Here is a 15,498-nt window from a genome sequence, read left to right on the forward strand (position 1 = left end):
TCTCCATGGTCTCCCCCCACGACCCCGGACGCATCCGGCCGCGACCGCACCTCCAGTTCCCCTTCGACGCGAACTTCCCGCGCATCTGGCACCGCAATGGCCCTGGCACCACGCACCTGTGGAACGGGCTCAACATGCTCTTCCCCCAGGGCGAGCGGTTCTTCGTGCGCAGCGTCAACCATTACATGCCGCAGCTGGCGGACACGCCCGCGCTGCGCGCGCAGGTGAAGGCCTTCTTCGCGCAGGAAGGCAAGCACGCGCGCGAGCACCAGGACTACATCGAGCTGCTGGAGTCCCAGGGCTACGACATCCACCGCTTCATGCGGCGGTACGAGTCATTCCTCTGGGGCGTCATCGACGCGAAGCTTCCGCCGTCGCTGCGGCTGTCCATCACCGCCGCGCTGGAGCACTACACGGCGCTGATGGGCGAGAACACGCTGACGCTGGGCGTGTTCGCGGACGGCCACCCGGCGATGCGCAACCTCATCGAATGGCACGCCGCCGAGGAGATTGAGCACAAGGCGGTGGCCTTCGACGTGCTGCGGAAGGTGGCACCGGGCTATGGGCTGCGCGTGTTGGGCATGGTGCTGGCCGTGTTGTCGCTCTTCGCCCTGTGGTTCGCCGCCACGGTGACGCTGCTGCGCCAGGAGCGTGGGCTGGGGTGGACGGGGCTGCTGCGCGAGCTGTGGCGCGCTCACCGGAAGGACCCGGTGCTGTTCCAGGTGCTGGGACGGGGCTTGCGGCAGTACCTGCGCCCCTCCTTCCACCCGCTGGACAATGACAACCTGGAGTTGGCCAGGGCCCACCTGGCGACACTGGAGGCGCCGCCTCCGGAGGTCCCGGAGCGAGAAGCGGCATAGCGGCGCGAAAGCACGCCTGGTGAGGGGCATCCCGCACGGTGTTTGCTCACTGGTGGAACGTGAAGGAGGCCGCGAAGGTTGCTTGCTCCCGCGGGGCGCGAACTTCGTCGCCAGCACGGAGGTGCTCTACCAAGGCCTGCGTCACCCCGGCGTGACGTGGGCGCATGGGTTCTCCTGGAGCCTGGGGCTCGGGGTGGCCCTGGGGGACCGGTAAGTCTGTTGGCGGTGCTTCCCGCTTTGTCACGAGCGCTGCGCAGGCTCTGACGTGCGGCTGACACCTACCGTGGCTCCTGCCCGCATGTCCGGCAGGCGTCCCGGCGTGAACTCTTCACGCGCCGGGCCGACGCACGGTGATAAGGACGGCCCCGCTGTTACCCAGAGCCACGATCTCGACCCATGTCCAGCATGCACACCCTGCGTGGGGCTCCGGCCCTTTCTGACTTCAGGCTCGCCAAGCTCCTGGCCCAGTGCCGCGAGCGGGTGCCCTCCGTTTCATCCGTCTATGCGGAGTTCGTGCACCTCATCGACACTCCGGCGCCCCTCTCCGAGGCGGACCTGGCCACCCTGGGCCGCCTGCTCGACTACGGGCCCCGCGTGGCCACGGGCGCACGCACCGGCAGCCTGCTGCTCGTGCTGCCTCGGCCGGGCACCATCTCCCCCTGGTCCTCCAAGGCCACGGACATTGCCCACAACTGCGGCCTGGGCGAACGGGTGCGGCGCATGGAGCGCGGCACCGCCTTCTTCATCGCGGGCCCCAACGGGCAGGCGTTGCAGGACGCGGAGCTGGAGCGCCTGAGGCCGGTGCTGCATGACCGGATGACGCAGGCGGTGGTGGGGCGTCTCGAAGACGCGGCCATCCTGTTCGCCGGGCACACGCCCCGGCCCTTCACGACGGTGGACGTGCTGGGCGGAGGCCGCGCGGCATTGGTGACCGCCAACCGCGAGCTGGGCCTGGCCCTGGCCGACGACGAGATGGACTACCTGGTGGCGCGCTTCACCGAGCTGAAGCGCAACCCCACCGACGTCGAGCTGATGATGTTCGCGCAGGCCAACAGCGAGCACTGCCGGCACAAGATCTTCAACGCGAGCTGGACCATCGATGGCAAGCCGCAGGAGCGCTCGCTCTTCCAGGCCATCAAGAACACCTACGTCCAGCACAAGGAAGGCGTGCTCGGCGCGTACAAGGACAACGCGGCCGTCATCGAAGGCTTCGAGGTGGACCGCTTCTTCCCGTCCCCCGAATCCGGTGAGTGGGGCTCCGTGCGCGAGCCGGCCCACATCATGATCAAGGTGGAGACGCACAACCACCCGACGGCCATCTCCCCGTACCCGGGCGCCGCCACCGGCGCGGGCGGCGAGATTCGCGATGAGGGGGCCACCGGCCGTGGCGCCCGGCCCAAGGCGGGCCTCACCGGCTTCAGCGTGAGCCACCTGCGCATCCCCGGCTTCGAGCAGCCCTGGGAGCAGCCTTACGGCAAGCCGGACCGCATCGTCTCCGCGCTGGACATCATGGTGGACGGCCCCCTGGGCGGCGCGGCCTTCAACAACGAGTTCGGCCGGCCGAACCTCACGGGCTACTTCCGCAGCTACGAGGTGCAGGTCCCCACGCCCGGTGGCGTGGAGGTGCGCGGCTACCACAAGCCCATCATGATTGCCGGTGGCCTGGGCAACATCCGCGCGCCGCACGTGCAGAAGGGGCGCCTGCAGCCGGGCGACAAGCTCATCGTCCTGGGCGGGCCCGCGATGCTCATCGGCCTGGGCGGTGGCGCGGCGTCCTCCATGGCGCAGGGCGCGAGCGCGGCGGACCTCGACTTCGCCTCGGTGCAGCGGGACAACGCGGAGATGGAGCGTCGCTGCCAGGAGGTCATCGACAGCTGCTGGGCGCTGGGCGACAAGAACCCCATCCGCTCCATTCACGACGTGGGCGCCGGTGGTCTGTCCAACGCGGTGCCGGAGCTGGCCCACGACAACGACCTGGGCGGACGCCTGGAGCTGCGCGCGGTGCCCAACGCCGAGCCGGGCATGTCGCCGGTGGAGATCTGGTGCAACGAGGCGCAGGAGCGCTACGTGCTGGGCGTGGCGCCGGAGGACCTGGCCCGCTTCGCCGCCCTGTGCGAGCGGGAGCGCGCGCCCTTCTCCGTGCTGGGTGACGCCACCGCCGAGCAGACCCTGAAGCTGGGGGACACGCAGTTCGGCAACGCGCCCATCGACCTGCCCATGGACGTGCTGTTCGGCAAGGCGCCGCGCATGCACCGCGACGTGACGTCGCGCCCGGTGTCGTTCGCGCCGCTGACGCTGGATGGCTCACTGGCGGTGCTGGCGGAGCGCGTGTTGAGCCACCCCACGGTGGCGGACAAGAGCTTCCTCATCACCATTGGCGACCGCACTGTGTCCGGGCTCAGCAACCGGGACCAGATGGTGGGCCCCTGGCAGGTGCCGGTGGCGGACTGCGCGGTGACGCTGTCCACCGTGACGAGCACCACCGGTGAGGCCATGGCCATGGGCGAGCGCACGCCGCTGGCCCTCATCGACGCGGCGGCCTCGGCGCGCATGGCGGTGGGCGAGGCGCTCACCAACATCGCCGCGGCCCGCATCGGCAAGCTGTCCGACGTGAAGCTGTCCGCCAACTGGATGGCCGCGGCGGGCAGCCCGGGCGAGGACGCCAGCCTCTACGCCGCTGTCCACGCGGTGGGCATGGAGCTGTGCCCCGCGCTGGGCCTCACCATCCCCGTGGGCAAGGACTCCATGTCCATGCGGACCGTCTGGGAGGAGGGCGGTGCCCGCAAGGCCGTGACGGCGCCGGTGTCGCTCATCATCTCCGCGTTCGCGCCGGTGTTGGACGTGCGCAAGTCCCTGACGCCGCAACTGGTGGACGTGGCGGACGACACGCGGCTGCTCTTCATCGACCTGGCGCGCGGGAAGCAGCGGCTGGGCGGCTCCGTGGTGGCGCACGTCAACGGGCAGGTGGGGCCGGAGAGCCCGGACGTGGAAGACCCGGCGCTGCTGCGTGGCTTCTTCGCCGCGGTGCAGGCGCTCAGCGAGTGCGGCTCGCTGTTGGCGTACCACGACCGCTCCGACGGCGGCCTGTGGGCCACGCTGTGCGAGATGGCCTTCGCGGGCCGTTGCGGCCTGGACGTGGACCTGGCGCCGCTGGGTGGCGACGTGACGGCGGCCCTCTTCAATGAGGAACTGGGCGCGGTGGTGCAGGTGCGCGCATCGGACGTGGCGCGCGTGCGCGAGGTGCTGGCGCAGCACGGCCTGTCACGGGAGGTCCACGAACTGGGCCGCCCGGTGACGGCGTTGCAGGTGCGCGTGCGCCACGGCGGCGACACGTTGCTGTCTGCGGACACGTTGGCCCTGCGCCGCACGTGGTCCCGCGTCAGCCATGAGATGCAGAAGCTGCGCGACAACCCGACCTGTGCGGACCAGGAGTCCGCCGCGAGGAGTGACGCGTCGGACCCGGGCCTGTCGCCGAAGCTGACCTTTGACCCGGCCCAGGACGTGGCCGCGCCCTTCATCGCGAAGGGGGCCCGTCCTCGCGTGGCCGTGCTGCGGGAGCAGGGCGTCAACAGCCAGCAGGAGATGGCCGCGGCCTTCACGCGGGCGGGCTTCGCCGCGGTGGATGTCCACATGAGCGACATCCTGTCGGGGCGGGTGTCGCTCGAAGGCTTCAAGGGCGTGCTGGCGTGCGGCGGCTTCTCCTACGGCGACGTGCTGGGCGCGGGCGGCGGGTGGGCGAAGTCCATCCTCTTCAACCCGCGAGCGCGGGACGCCTTCGCCGCCTTCTTCGCGCGGCCGGACAGCTTTGGCCTGGGCGTGTGCAACGGCTGCCAGATGATGTCGCAGCTCAAGGACATCATCCCGGGCGCGGAGCACTTCCCCCGCTTCGTGCGCAACGCCTCCGAGCAGTACGAGGCGCGCCTGTCCCTGGTGGAGGTGTCGAAGACGCCGTCGCTCTTCTACCAGGGCATGGAAGGCAGCCGAATGCTCATCGTCACCTCGCACGGCGAGGGCCGCGCGGAGTTCCCCAGCGCGGAGGACGCCGCCCACGTCAACGGGCAGGGGCTGGTGACGACGCGCTGGGTGGACAACCACGGGCGCGTGGCGGAGACGTATCCCGCCAACCCCAATGGTTCGCCCCACGGCATCGCCGGTCTGACGACGCGGGATGGGCGCTTCACCATCACCATGCCGCATCCGGAGCGCGTGCACCGCTCCGTGCAGCACTCGTGGCGGCCTCGCGAGTGGGGCGACGACGGCCCCTGGATGCGCATGTTCCGCAACGCCCGCGTCTGGTTGGGCTGAGCGCCGGGCATACGGTTGAAATGAGACCTCCTGGCTTTCAGGGGCACCCCTTTAAACATCGTGCTTGACGTAATCGACGGTGCCGGCAGCGAGGACGCGTGATGTCGCGACCTGCCGGCGCACCTCGTTCCCGGGCGCGTAGCCTTTCTTCTTCTTTGGCTTCGGTCCGCGAGGATGCTTGAGGAGCATTGCCGGGTCGACGTGCTCCTCGTAGATGGCGCGCCCGTTGCGGCCCACCTCCATCCGCTGCCGCACCAGCTCGACGTAGGGCGCGACGATGCTCGCCGATACGTGCCGGACTCCGGCTCGGCTGCGCGGCATGGAGTCGGTGGTCCCCTCTTGGGCCGGTTTTGCTCCGGCGGCCTTGGCCTCCGGCTCGCTCGTGGCGCTCGCCTCGGTAGTTTCGTCATTGGCCGGTTTTGACTTGCCCCACCGGTGCGGTGGGCGGATGCCCACGCCCGCGGCCTTCAGGTAGCCACTGGCCGTCTCTCGGCGAACCCTCGTCGCGTCCTCGATGCGTCGCAGACTCCAACCCAACCGCCCTAGCACGGTGATCACGGCGGTTGAGGAGAGTAGCCGCAGTAGGCGAACCAAGCGGCTGCATCCTGCGGCCGCACGGTCGAGAGCGCCTTGCGCATGGCCTGCAGGAGGGCCGCGTGGGTTCGCGCGCCGATGGCCCGCAGGCGCGTCTTCACCTTCAGCCAGCACGACTCAATGGGGTTGAGGTCAGGGCTGTAGGGCGGCAGGAAGAGGAGATGGGCCTTGCGGCTGCGAACGAGCGTTTCGACTGCGGGATGGTGATGGGCGCTGAGGTTGTCCAAGACAACGACGTCGCCGGGCTTGAGGACGGGAAGTAGCCCCTCTCGGACGTAGGTCTCGAAGCGTTCGCGATTGGTGGCCCCCTCGAAGGTTAGCACGGGCCCCACCCCCTGGAGCGTCAGGTCCCCAATCATCGTGAGGACCTGTCGACGCCCCATGGGCACGTAGCCACGTGCTCGACTCCCTCGGTGAGCACGTGCATAGCGGCGAGTCATCGTGAGGGTGGCGGCGGTCTCATCGATGAAGTGGAGATGCGAAGGCTTCAGCTCGGAGGTCTTATCCAGGTACCGCCTTCGCGCCTGGCGACTCTTCGCCAGCCGCCGCTCGGAGGCGAGGAGTGACTTTTTTTCTACGCCGGCAAAGCTCTCCTGAGCTCCCGCTCAATCGCTGCGAGGTAGGCGTTCGGATTGGCCCGGAATCGACGGCCCAAGACTCGCGCGTGTTGCCGTCTTCGAAGGGAGGCACGCAGATTCCTCCACGCAATGATGTCTTTGGGGGCCAGTTCCGCGCCGACAGTGGGGGCAAGTCGGGTCGCCACTGCGGCGACGACTCGCACCTGTCCGCGCACCACCAGGCCCTCACTTCCGCGGCGCCGGCCCGAGGCCCGGCGCTCGTGGTAGCGGCAACTGCCAAACAGGTGCTCCAAGTCATTGTCCGTGCGAGGCAGGCCGGGTACATCGTAGCAATGGAAGAGGCCGGGCCAATAGCGACGCGTTTCCAGGAGGAAATGCGCCAGCGCCGCGCGGTGGGGGGAGTGGGTGCGTCGCATGGCATGCGCCAGTGCGCCGACAAGGCCGGCCATGCGCCTTTTGACGTGACAGCCTTTCTGGCCGGAGGCATTGGTGAGGATTTCGGCGACACGCTCTACCCACCGGTAGGCCACCTTCAGTGGTGGCCATATCCTCGCCGTCTGCATCAGGCCGCGCCTCAATAGCAGGCGCAGTCGCTTCAGTTCTCTGGTGCGCGCCCCCCTTTTTCTGCCCGGCGGAGACTCGCTTCAATCGCTCGCAGTCGCCGGTGCAACTCCAAACCGGAGGGCTTCAGGGGCGGGCGCCTGTCGTCCGTCAAGGCGCTGCGCACCGCGGCGCAGTAGCCGCGGACGGCCTGTGCTTGGGCGTCCTGGCGCCCTTCGACGGCGCGCTCGATAACCCGCACTCCTCGCACATGACTCTTCAGCAACTTCTTGGCGTGCCGGTCCGCGTCGTAGAGGGGGCGGGCCGCCTCACGCAGGTAGTGGAAGTGGCAGAGTTGGTGAGGCACCCCAGGCAGCGCCGAGGCCACCGCGTTGCGGATGGAGCGCTGGCCATCCGAGACGACTCCGGCAATGGGCACCGCCAGCGCCGCTTTCACCTCCAGAAGCAGCGGGGCCAACTCCGCCTCACCACTGCCCAGCAAGCTACGGGCTGCCAGCACCTCGCCGGAGAGGCAGTCGCGCACCACCCACAACACCTCATGGCCCACCTCGGGCTGCAAGCCGTCCATGGCCAGCACCACCCGGCCCTGTTGACGTGTCACCTGCTGCAGTCGCCGGCTGTCTGTCATTCGCAGTGCCAGCAGCTCATCGTACCGGTCGAGTTGGTTGGTGACACTGCGCTCGGAAATGGAGACGCCCCGTGCGCGAAGGACTGCATGGATTTCCGGGACGCTGCGATGCTCGTGGTAGCGCAGTGCCCCAATCAGGGCGATGACGTCCAGGCCGAACTCATGGTCCGGCAGCGCCCACCGGCCCTCTTCTTCGGCACGCACGGGCTTCAAGTACAACGGGCAACCCTTCCGGTGGCACACTCGCACCTGCACCTTGAGGGCGACCACTGCCTCCAGCGTCACCACGTTCCGCCGTGCCCGGTAGTCCGCTGGGGCGGGCCCTCCGCACGCGGAGCACCGCCGTCGATGGTTCTCCAACCCCGCCTGCCTGCTCGCCGGTGGGTGGGCAGTCGTGCGTCCCATGGTGCCACCTCCCTATGGAAGCAACACCGAGGAGGGCAGGAGGTATTTGCCGGCGTAGTTTTTTTAGGATGTCGCGCTCCTCGCGCAGCACCCGCACCTCGCGCCGCAGCCGCTCGAGTTCGGCTCGCTCCTCCGAGGCGGCACTGCTCGCCCTGGGTGCTGGCCTGCTCTCGCCGTTGCTGCTGGGGGCGCCACTGCAGCTCTCCTCCAACTGCTTCTTCCAGTTGCGGATGCTCTGCTCGGTGCAACCGAATTCTCTTGCGAGACTCTTGCCGGACCGGCCGGCCTTCAGCAGCTCGACGACCCGCTCACGGAACTCCGGCGGGTATGGGGGGCGTGACTTCGGCATCGTGGAACCCTTTTCGCACAGCGGGGGGGACTCCACGAAACCGGGGCAACTTCACATCTCAATCCGAAGGTGGGACGCGACGGGTGCCTGCCCGGCCAGCGCCGGGTGGTGCTCACGCCAGACAACAACAAGAAGCGATACCTAGCCGGCGCCCTGGACTCGAAGACGGGCCGCCTCACCTGGGTGGACGGCAAGTCGAAGGCCAGCTCACTCTTCATCCAACTGCTTTGGCGCATCGCCGGTGAGTACCGCGGCGCCCCACGAATCCACCTCATCCTGGACAACGCCTCCATCCACAGCAGCCAGAAGACGAGAAAGGCGCTCGAGCAACTCGGTGGCCGGGGTTGTCCTCCACTTCCTGCCGCCTTACTGCCCGGACGCCAATCGCATTGAGCGCGCTTGGCTGGACCTCCACGCCAACGTCACTCGCAACCATCGCTGCCGCACCCTCCTGAAGCTCATGCGGCGCGTTCATGCCTACCTGCACGCTCGTAACGCCCAGCGGCGTGCCAGTCCTATCCTCCGCAAGGTCCATCTGCGGCGTGCCGCCTGAGCGCGTGCGAGATTCATGATCGGGCGTTTAGGGCGATGACCCGCTGCTTCTTCTCGTCGCTCAAGACGTTGCCCATCCCCCGGTGGGTGACCACTGAGGGGCAGCAGCCGTCTCCTACCTCGCTGCACCAGTCCGCACGTACTCTCACCCTCAACGGGCCACCATCTGGCTCGTTCGCTGGGCGAATTGGTTAATCATAAAGACGCCGGGAAATCGATAACATTACAGGTCTATTTCCCGGAAGGAAAAGCCGGGGACCGCACTCCGGCAGTCCTCCTGTTGAAGTGTCATTTAGGGAACAGGAACCGGGTTGTAGGTATACATAGAGACGCTGAGGCGGGTTCGATCATTACATAGGGATTTCCATGTCAGGTTGAAGTTCAGGAATGGCATTCGGCGGGCCTTCAGGGGTTGTTATTGCCATGGGAAATGGGTATTTCACGGATTGGGACGGGGTAGTGCGACGGGGTAGCGATTCAAGCTGATGTGCGTACGAACGGCCTCCCGGGCCGTGTGGGTCTGGCCATGAGCGTCGAGGAGCATCCAGGGCGTTATTCCGGCGCTCCCCGGTCTGAGAAGGCCGAGGAGCTTGCGCGCTTTTATGCGGAGCATCGGACATGGAGCTACCAGTTGGCCCGCCAATTCGGCGGTGGTGTGTTCGACGAGGAGGATCTCGTCTCCGAACTCTGGACGCGTGTCGCCCAACACCTCTCGTGGTGGGCCTATGAGCCGACAGTCGCGCGCGCCTGGATGAGCGCCACCTTAAAAAATCTGGTCGTAGATCTGAGTCGGCTGCGTCGCCGGGAGGAGGAGATCAAGAAGGCAGAGCTCTTCTACGCCGTTGGCACTGACGAGCTGGCGCAGGATGAGTACCGGGAGGCGGCCGCCCGTGTGCTCGACCAGCTCTCGCCAGAAGAGCTGGAGCTACTCCTAGATGACGGCCGGACGTCGTCAAGCTCGCCACCCCTAGAGCCGCGAAAGGCGAACGCCCGACGGGTAAGGCGCCACCGGCTCCGTCGGAAGCTACGTGAGGCTTTGGATGGGGTCGGGTTGCCGCGTTCCGAGGATGAGGGGCGCAATGGACATTGAGGCCACTGAACTGCTCATCCTCATGAAGCAACTGGCCAAGCTAGGGGTGCACGAGGGGCTGCTACCGGTCAGTTTGTTGTTGATCTATCGCCGGCTGCCCGCTGTCGTGCAGGCGGCCATCATCAAACGCTGTGGGTTGACCTCCCTTGCATTTGGCGTGATAGGGTTCGTGGCAACGAGTCTGTTTCCGGAATTACAAGCCCTTGGCTCGACTTGTGGGATCGGGGGGGGGATGGTCCTCGGTGCCGTCGTCGAGCGGCTTTGGGAGCCGCTTCACTTCCGTTTGGGCTTGACGGAGACGGATCGGCTTGAGAGGCGGGGCGTGATTACGGCCAAGCGAGCAAAGGAGATCCGGTCTCGTCTAGTGGAAAAGCACTTTGAGGAAGAGGAGCCTGTCCGCGTAGATGCGGGTCCTCTGGTCCTGCGGCAACAACTCCCTCCTTCGCTCCAGAACAACGGCAGCCAGATCATGCCTGACGGGCACAAGTTGCCCAGAAGTTCGGGAATCAACTGATTTTCAGATGCTATTTTCCACCTCCATGTAACAGGAGCGGATTGTGCAGCACGCCCAGTTGGACGGACATCAGCAATCCATCGTCGGCGCTCCCCTGAGCGCCAGACTCATCGTGGAGGCCGGCCCTGGCTGCGGGAAGACCCGGGTGGCCTGCGCGCGTGTTGCCGGGTTGTTGAGCAAGGGGGAGGTGCCAGACCGCATCCTCCTGCTGAGCTTCACCCGGACCGCCGTGCACGAGATGCGCAACCGCATCGCCCAGATCGTGGGGGCCGGTGTCAACGCACTGCGCGGCGTGGAGATCCGGACGATCGACTCCTTCGCCTGGCGTATTACCGCAGGTGTCCAGGAGGTCACGATCAACTCCTATGAGGACAGCATCCAGGCCGCGTGCTCTGCCCTCGCGCATCCGGATGACGAACTCCGCAGCTACCTCAACCGATTCAACCACGTCCTGGTGGATGAGGCCCAGGACTTGGTGGGCCCTCGCGCGGCACTCATCCTCACGTTCCTCAACGCCCTGCGGCAGGAGGCGGGCTGGACGGTGTTCCTGGATCCTGCGCAGTCCATCTACGGCTGGTCCAACGATTCCGGTGAAAGCGGCCCAGGCGAGGGATTTTTCTCCAAACTCGACCAGCTTAAGGGCGTCGTCCAGCGCATACCGCTGACCCGCATCTATCGGACTGATCGTCCTCAGCTCATCGAGCTGCTCTCGAAGACCCGGTCCATCGCTCTCGATGTTCCTTCGGGCAGTCGCCTCGAGCAGATGCAGGCCGAGCTCGAGAGCCGCGCGGCACCCGAGCAGCACAACCCCAGCGACATGGTCGACCTGGTCAAATCGCTTGGTCGGGAAGCAGATGATTCGTTGCTGCTCTTCCGCTGGCGGGTGGACGCCCTCATGGCGGCGTCCTACCTCACCGGCGCAGGCATCGCGTACCGGCTGCGCCTGGGCGGAATGCCTCGGGTCGCAGCGCCGTGGATCGCGCTGGTCGCCAATGCGCTCGCCCGCGCACGGGCCCGGATGTCGGGCGTGAGCCACGAGGAGTTCGACCGGGCCTGGGCTTCCGAGTGCATGCCGCGATGGTTGGCTTCAGGCTGGACGGCGGACTCGGCCTGGGAGTTGCTGAGGCGGATCGGGCCCTCGGGAAAGCTCTACGTGGACTTCAACATGGTGGCGGACCGGCTCGCGGTGGCCGTCCTCCCGGATGAGGCGTTCGTCAAGGACATCGGACCTGGTGGCCCCATCATCGGCACCGTCCATGGCTCCAAGGGGCGTGAGGCACGCCATGTGTTCTTCTGTCTCCCCCCCAGGCCCCGCGATTGCGAGAGCGACAGCGAGGCCGATGAGGAGGCGCGTGTCCTCTATGTCGCGGTGAGCCGGGCGACCCAACAGGTCCGCGTCCTGCGTGGTGCCGAGCTGGGGCGCGCCTACCATGAGCACCGCCCCTGGAGAAACGTCCACAGTGGGCTTCAGGTCGAGCTCGGGCGCGAGGGGGATGTTGATCCGGTGTGGCCCCTCTGCATGGAGGATGGCGAGGAGGCAGAGGCGCAACAGGGAGCGTTGGCCAACTTTGATGGACAGGTCCGCACCGCCCATATCCAAACGGAGGGCCGCGGCAGTTGGACTCGTCGCATCATCCTGGACGGGGAGGAGCGCAAATTGCTCGGTACCCTTAGCAAGAGATGTCTTGAGGAACTCGGGGGGATCATGAAACTGCAGCGTGCTCGAGGAGCCCCGCTCCGGGTCGGTTTCCTCTCGTGGATCGATGTCACGACGGTCGCGATGCACGCGGACGACTCTCGCCTCTCCAGACTCGGATTCCCCTGGAACGAGACCCGCCTGTGGCTCGCGCCCGTGATCGCGGGAATGGGCTACATCAAGAAGTATTGGTGACGACATGAACCGCCTGGAACAGTATCTGGCCGCCGTCGAAGCCGATCTGGTGGGCCCGGCGTGTGAACCCGATGAGCGCCTTGAGAAGGCGCGACCCTCCGACCGTTATCTGACGGGCATCCTCTTCCCGGAGCAGACGGAGGATCTCAGCGCCGAGACCTCTGCCGAGGAGGACGACGACCGGGACGAGACCACGGATGATGATCTTGGGCTCGACATCCCCGTGGCAATGAATGCCATGCGGCGGCCGGCATCCCTAGGGATCTCGTTCTGCATTCGCGGCAATCGCATCCGCCTGGAGGCCACCGCCGCACGCTACGTGAGGCGTTGGCTCTTGGCGGGGCAGGTTGTCCGCGAGGATCAGGGGCGGAGCAAGGAGTGCTGGATACGAGAGCCGCTGTCCTTCTCCCGGGACCTTGAGCTTCAAGAGGGGCTGTCTCAGGTGGAGGCAATCACGGGGCTGTGCTGGTGGGTACGGGTGCTCGGGCTCGGGTCCAACGTCCACCAAGTCACGGTGGTGCTGCAAAACACCCATGAATCGGTCGGGGGCCGGGTCGAGATGGAGGAGATGTCCTTCTTCCAGACCCGGTTCGAGGCGCGGGCCGGTTCGGGGGCGGAATTGTTGCCCCGTCATCCGTCGCGCCGCTGGCTCGATGACGACGGGCGCGCCAGCGCCCTCATCTACCGGAAGATGGAGGAATGGGCGGTGGGCCATACCTGCGCTGCCACCTGGGGAGAGGACGAGAGGGGCCGGTTCGTCGCCGCCACCTGGCTCCCCAGACAGCACGTGCCCTCCACGAGCGCAGATGGACACGAGCGCTTCGCCCGGGTCTCGACTGCGGTCACCGGAAGCTCTAGCGGAGCCTTTCAAGCCGAGGCACTTGCCTCTGCGGACCCGGAGCGGCTCCAGGCTCTGCTCTCGGTCGTGCCGCGCGCCTACCGCGAGTGGATCCAGGAGCAAAGAGAGCGCCTGGGGGAACTCTCTCTGGAGGAGGAGACGCAGGCCCAGGTGCACCTGACACGCGCGGATGAGATCGCGGGCCGGATCAAAGCGGGCATCGCCTGCCTCGATGAGGATGACAATGCGCGGCGCGCCTTCCAACTCGCCCACCGAGCCATGCTCATTCAACGGCGCTGGGGGAGTTCCAATCCGAAGCTGGCGCTTGAGTGGCGTCCCTTCCAGCTGGCCTTCCAACTGCTGGGAATCCCCGGGCTGGTGCATCCCGCCGCGGAGGATGGAGCACCTTCCCGCGAGCGACAGATCATGGACCTGCTGTGGTTCCCGACGGGCGGCGGAAAGACGGAGGCCTACCTGGGGCTCATCGCATTCCTGCTCCTCTTCCGGAGGCTGCGGGAGGGAGGCGAGCCGGATCGTGGCGCGGGGGTGGCGGCCATCATGCGCTATACCCTCCGGCTTCTGACGGTGCAGCAGTTCGAGCGCGCCTCGCGGATGGTTCTCGCATGCGAGCACCTGCGGCGCGAGGCTCATCGCGGGGGAGACGCCTCCCTGGGGGAGACGCCTTTCTCGATCGGGCTGTGGGTGGGAGGGGATGCCACGCCCAACCTGATCCAGACCGCACGAGAAAGTGAGTACGAGGCCAGGAAGGCCCGGCAGCTGACTCGCTGCCCCGCATGCCAGAATCCCGGGCTCGTCTGGGATTCACGCAGACAAGGGGACTACATCGTCGAATGCCGTGCAACTGGGTGCCCCCTCTCGGGCGCTCCGCTTCCCGTCCACACGATCGACGAGGTGATTTATCAACAGAGCCCCTCGCTGCTGATCGGAACTGTGGACAAGTTCGCGCAGATCGTCCGGAAGCAGCAGACGAGGCAGCTGTTCAGCGCGGCGAGTATTCCGCCCGAGCTGATCCTCCAGGACGAACTCCACCTCATTTCGGGCCCGCTCGGGACGGTGGTCGGGCTCTACGAAGCGGCCATCGATCAAATCTGCAGCCGGGACGGTATTCCTCCTAAAGTCGTGGGCAGCACTGCGACAATTCGCCGAGCGGAGGAGCAGGTGCGCGGACTCTTTAACCGGGAGGTCTCCCAATTCCCGCCTCCCGCCATTGACTGGGATGACTCCTGCTTCGCCGTACGGGACACGAAGGCCGCTGGACGCCTTTATGTCGGGGTGTCCACGGCGGGGCGCAGCCCTAAGTTCAGCCTGCAGGCTGTCTGCGCGGCACTGCTGCAACGGGCCGCGCCAGAAGAAGGCATCTTCCCGACCGACGCGGAGCGGGACCCCTACTGGACGCTGCTCGCGTATTTCAACTCGATGCGCGAACTGGGCGGCGCCCATGTGATGATGCTCGACGACGTCAATGACAGCATGACGGTCTACGCGCGCTCTCACGGTTGCAATACCCGTGAACGCATCGAGGAGCCGCTGGAGTTGACGAGCCGCGTCCCCTCGTCGGAGATTCCCGACACTCTCGCACGCCTTGAGAAGAGCCTGCCCCGGCAGGATGTCAGCGTGGTGCTCGCCACGAACATGATCTCAGTCGGTGTCGACATCCCACGATTGGGGCTGATGGTTATCAACGGCCAACCCAAGAGCATGGCCGAGTACATCCAGGCGAGTTCGCGTGTGGGCCGTGGCAATATTCCCGGGCTGATCGTCACCGTGTACAACGCGGGGCGGGCCCGGGATCGCTCTCACTACGAGGCGTTCCGTACGTGGCACCAGTCGCTGTATCGGGAGGTGGAGGCGACCTCGGTCACTCCCTTCGCGCCTCGCGCCCGGGACAAGGCGCTTCATGCAGCGCTGGTGGCCCTCGCACGGCACTTGGTGCCTGGCATGGGGAATGACGCCGAGCTGACCGCTGAGCGCCGCGAGGAACTGGAGCCGTACGCCCAGGCGCTCTACGAGCGGGCAGATGCCTGCGATCCGTACGAGGCGGAGGAGACTTGGGAGCATCTCGTGACGTTGCTGGACATGTGGGAAGGCCGCGGGCCCTTGGGTGACTACTGGAATGATTACAAGCCGGCACAGAGCCTGCTCGTGTCCGCGGAGAAGGTCGCGGAGGTCCGCGCGACGAGCGGGAATTGGAACCACGCCGCTCTCGCGACTCCCAATTCGATGCGTGAGGTGGAGCCGAGCGTTCGGTTCCGACTGGTCTCCGGTCTCGCGCGCACACCCACGGGGAATGAAGATGCCAACACCTAGGAAAA

The 15,498-nt window shown here is 66.7% G+C and carries 12 protein-coding genes and 1 pseudogene; 9 read left to right on the plus strand and 4 right to left on the minus strand.

Annotated features, from left to right (window positions below):
- Positions 1-5: 5 nt before the first annotated feature.
- The 3 genes from BHS09_RS11410 to purL all read left to right on the plus strand — a co-directional run bounded on the left by BHS09_RS11410 (position 6) and on the right by purL (position 5,165).
- Positions 6-860 (plus strand): metal-dependent hydrolase, encoded by an 855-nt coding sequence (locus tag BHS09_RS11410; RefSeq protein ID WP_140797885.1) that lies wholly within the window; start codon positions 6-8, stop codon positions 858-860.
- Between the two features lie 82 nt (positions 861-942).
- A complete protein-coding gene (locus tag BHS09_RS39905) occupies positions 943-1,074 on the plus strand; it encodes a hypothetical protein (RefSeq protein ID WP_257792140.1) in 132 nt (43 codons plus the stop codon).
- Between the two features lie 182 nt (positions 1,075-1,256).
- Complete coding sequence (gene purL / locus BHS09_RS11415) at positions 1,257-5,165, plus strand: phosphoribosylformylglycinamidine synthase (protein ID WP_140797886.1); 3,909 nt, start codon at positions 1,257-1,259, stop codon at positions 5,163-5,165.
- A gap of 51 nt (positions 5,166-5,216) precedes the next feature.
- Here purL and BHS09_RS11420 read toward each other — a convergent pair whose 3' ends face one another.
- The 4 genes and pseudogenes from BHS09_RS11420 to BHS09_RS11435 all read right to left on the minus strand — a co-directional run.
- Complete coding sequence (locus tag BHS09_RS11420) at positions 5,217-5,723, minus strand: hypothetical protein (protein ID WP_140797887.1); 507 nt, start codon at positions 5,721-5,723, stop codon at positions 5,217-5,219.
- Positions 5,720-6,301: an IS630 family transposase gene (locus tag BHS09_RS11425; protein ID WP_140797888.1), complete on the minus strand. Its 582-nt coding sequence runs from the start codon at positions 6,299-6,301 to the stop codon at positions 5,720-5,722. Before BHS09_RS11425 ends, BHS09_RS11420 begins: the two co-directional genes overlap by 4 nt.
- Before the next feature lie 32 nt (positions 6,302-6,333).
- Positions 6,334-7,814, minus strand: a protein-coding gene (locus BHS09_RS11430; RefSeq protein WP_237080324.1) for a transposase whose coding sequence is annotated in 2 segments (ribosomal slippage) — positions 6,334-6,965 and positions 6,965-7,814 — 1,482 coding nt in all. Because the reading frame shifts where the segments join, the coding sequence is not laid out codon by codon here.
- Positions 7,815-7,989: 175 nt separating this feature from the next.
- A pseudogene (locus tag BHS09_RS11435) lies at positions 7,990-8,280 on the minus strand (transposase); the annotation flags it as partial.
- A 69-nt stretch (positions 8,281-8,349) separates the two neighbouring features.
- Here BHS09_RS11435 and BHS09_RS39835 point away from each other — a divergent pair.
- The 6 genes from BHS09_RS39835 (at position 8,350) to BHS09_RS11460 (ending at position 15,493) form a co-directional block, all read left to right on the plus strand.
- On the plus strand, positions 8,350-8,673 hold the full coding sequence (locus BHS09_RS39835; RefSeq protein WP_250645651.1) for a transposase: 324 nt from the start codon (positions 8,350-8,352) through the stop codon (positions 8,671-8,673).
- Positions 8,615-8,833, plus strand: coding sequence for a transposase (locus BHS09_RS39840; protein WP_250645652.1), 219 nt, complete (start codon positions 8,615-8,617; stop codon positions 8,831-8,833). The genes BHS09_RS39835 and BHS09_RS39840 overlap by 59 nt, the downstream gene beginning before the upstream one ends.
- A gap of 525 nt (positions 8,834-9,358) precedes the next feature.
- A complete protein-coding gene (locus BHS09_RS11445; protein ID WP_140797889.1) occupies positions 9,359-9,922 on the plus strand; it encodes a sigma factor in 564 nt (187 codons plus the stop codon).
- Positions 9,912-10,436, plus strand: coding sequence for a hypothetical protein (locus BHS09_RS11450; RefSeq protein ID WP_140797890.1), 525 nt, complete (start codon positions 9,912-9,914; stop codon positions 10,434-10,436). The genes BHS09_RS11445 and BHS09_RS11450 overlap by 11 nt, the downstream gene beginning before the upstream one ends.
- A gap of 43 nt (positions 10,437-10,479) precedes the next feature.
- Positions 10,480-12,327, plus strand: coding sequence for a UvrD-helicase domain-containing protein (locus tag BHS09_RS11455; protein ID WP_140797891.1), 1,848 nt, complete (start codon positions 10,480-10,482; stop codon positions 12,325-12,327).
- Between the two features lie 4 nt (positions 12,328-12,331).
- Positions 12,332-15,493 (plus strand): helicase-related protein, encoded by a 3,162-nt coding sequence (locus BHS09_RS11460; RefSeq protein WP_140797892.1) that lies wholly within the window; start codon positions 12,332-12,334, stop codon positions 15,491-15,493.
- The last annotated feature ends 5 nt before the right edge of the window (positions 15,494-15,498 follow it).

This window comes from Myxococcus xanthus (genome assembly GCF_006402735.1).
In the GTDB taxonomy this organism is placed as follows: Bacteria; Myxococcota; Myxococcia; order Myxococcales; family Myxococcaceae; genus Myxococcus; species Myxococcus xanthus_A.

Excerpts from the sequence above, each read along its gene's own strand:
- BHS09_RS11445 (WP_140797889.1), top strand. The coding sequence starts at position 9,359 with ATGAGCGTCGAGGAGCATCCAGGGCGTTATTCCGGCGCTCCCCGGTCT.
- purL (WP_140797886.1), top strand. The coding sequence starts at position 1,257 with ATGTCCAGCATGCACACCCTGCGTGGGGCTCCGGCCCTTTCTGACTTC.
- BHS09_RS11410 (WP_140797885.1), top strand. The coding sequence starts at position 6 with ATGGTCTCCCCCCACGACCCCGGACGCATCCGGCCGCGACCGCACCTC.
- BHS09_RS11460 (WP_140797892.1), top strand. The coding sequence starts at position 12,332 with ATGAACCGCCTGGAACAGTATCTGGCCGCCGTCGAAGCCGATCTGGTG.
- BHS09_RS11450 (WP_140797890.1), top strand. The coding sequence starts at position 9,912 with ATGGACATTGAGGCCACTGAACTGCTCATCCTCATGAAGCAACTGGCC.